At 70.5% G+C, this 2,239-nt stretch carries 1 protein-coding gene; it reads right to left on the bottom strand.

The genetic code is table 11. The features are described from left to right. The coding region (locus tag AD930_RS00075; protein ID WP_208598534.1) for an autotransporter-associated beta strand repeat-containing protein at positions 1 to 2,239 on the bottom strand (2,239 nt) is incomplete at both ends.

Below are 2,239 nucleotides of genomic sequence, written 5' to 3'. Positions count from 1 at the left end.
CGCTGGGCACCGGGGCGGTGCGGAACGATGCCGCCCTGACGCTGGCGCTGGCCGGGGACGGCACGGTGGCCAATACGATCTCCGGCCCAGGCCCGTCTTGATCAGTTGCGCGCCACCGGCCACCTGGCTGTCATCGATCGTGCTGTCGATCTCGGCCCGGATGCCCGCGCCCGCCGCCGTGCCGTCGCCGACATTGATCCCCAGCGTCTGCCCGGCCGCATACAGCGTGTCACCGCTCAGCACGTAGCTCTGGCCATCAGCATTGGCGAACTGCATCGAACCGACCGAAACTCTCCCGGCGCTGTCGTCGACCGCGACATTACCGGCCTGCCCTTCAAAGATCGCCATAGCCCCGACGTTCCATTTGCCGTCAACGTCCGCAGCCGCGTTGGTCCAGCCAGACCCGCCAGCCTGCCAGTTCCCCGTGCCACCGGTCAGGGTGCCATCGGCCTTGCCGCCGCCGTTCCAGAACTCCGTGTTCATGGATGATATGACCAGATTGACCTGCCCGGAGACTGACGTCTGCATGCCGGCCGCATCGCCCCCGGCTATCGGCAGAGACCCGGACACGGATTGGGTGCCGGACAGAGCGCCGCCATACTCGTAGAGGCGGTAGACCCCGTCAGCCAGCGCAGCGCCGCTGGTCGGATCGGTCGTGACGTTCAGCGTGCCGCCCAGATGCAGATCGCCGCCGACTTTTACCAGATCGTTCTGCGCGCCACCGGCAACACCCGGCTGGTCCAGATCGTATTGCGTGGTGGCCCCGTCGGCCAGTGTCAGGCTGCCGCCAATCGTCAGCGTGCCCGCCCCGGCATCGCCCGGCGTCAGCGTCGCGCCGGACTGCACCGTCACGGAGCCGCCGAGCGTCCCGGTCCCGCCCAGCGCCGCGCCGCCGTCCACTGTCAGCGCCCCGGTGGCCGCACTGCTGTCGCCGTCCACCCGCAGCGTGCCCGCCGCCACCTCGGTTGTCCCCGTGTAGCTGTTCGTGCCCGTCAGGCTCAGCGTGCCCGTGCCCTCTTTGGTCAGGCGGCCGGTGCCGGACATGTCCCCGGCCAGGTCCCCGGCCGTGTCCTGTCGGACAGTCAGGCTGCCGTCGTCTCTGATCGCACCCGCGCCCAGCCCGGAGACCGCGGCCGTCACAGAACCGGACGCAATGTCCAGTCCGCCTGTGAACGTGTTCTCGCCGGTCAGGGCCAGATCGCCCGCACCGGTCTTGATCAGGGAGCCGGTGCCGGAGACCGTGTTGGCCAGCGCGCCGGACCCGTCAAGAACCAGAGTGGCATTGTCTTTGATCTGCCCGGTGCCAAAAGCCCCCACGGCCCCGGCCAGTGTGCCGCCAGAGATCGTGGTGCCGCCACCATAGCTGTTCTCACCGGTCAGGGTGACGGAGCTGCTGCCCGTCTTCTCAATCGTGCCCGTGCCGGAGATTGCGTTGGCCACCGTGCCGTCCGCGCCCAGCGCCAGCGTCAGGGCGGCATCGTCCTGCACCGCCCCGGTGCCCAGCGCCGCGCCGTCCGTGATGGCGACCGTGCCGGACTGGATGGCGGTGCCACCCATGAAGCTGCTGGCGGCGGACAGGGTGAGCGTGCCGCGCCCCGTCTTGATCAGGGAGCCGGTGCCGGTGATGGCATCCGCCGTGGCCCCGTCCGTATCCTGCGCCAGGGTCAGGCTGCCGCCGTCCAGCGCCACGCCGCCCGTGCCCAGGCTGGCGGTCGTCGCCGTGATGGCCGCGTTCTCGCCGCGCAGGCCACCGGAGAAGCTGTTGGCCCCGGCCAGTGTCAGCGCGCCGTCCTTCGCGATGACGGCCCCCGCCCCGGTAATGTCCCCGGCCAGTGTTGTGCTGTGGGTCGGATCGGTCGTGTTGTCGAGGGTCAGGCTGCCGTCATCCGTCACGGCCCCGGCCAGCCCGGCCGCATGCGTCGCCGTATCGGCCACAGTCAGGCCAGCGCCGGATGCAATGTCCGTGCCGCCTGTCCAGCCGCTGGTGCCGCTCAGGACCTGCTGACCTTCAACCGTCAGAGCGCCCGCCCCGGCAATGTCCCCGGCAAAGGAGCCATCACCCTTCAGGGTCAGGGCGGAGCCGTCCTGCAGTGTGACATCGCCCGCCCCGGCCAGCGTGCGCGCCGACACCGCCCCGGCGATATCCAGATCCGCACCGGCTTCAACACCCAGCGCCGCCTGCCCGGCCTGCGCCCCGCTCAGGGTTTCTGTCCCGGCTGCCACGTCCAGCGCGCCGCCC

It is taken from the genome of Acetobacter malorum (genome assembly GCF_001580615.1).
Classification (GTDB): Bacteria; Pseudomonadota; Alphaproteobacteria; order Acetobacterales; family Acetobacteraceae; genus Acetobacter; species Acetobacter malorum.
This window is presented reverse-complemented; position numbering and strand designations above follow the sequence as displayed.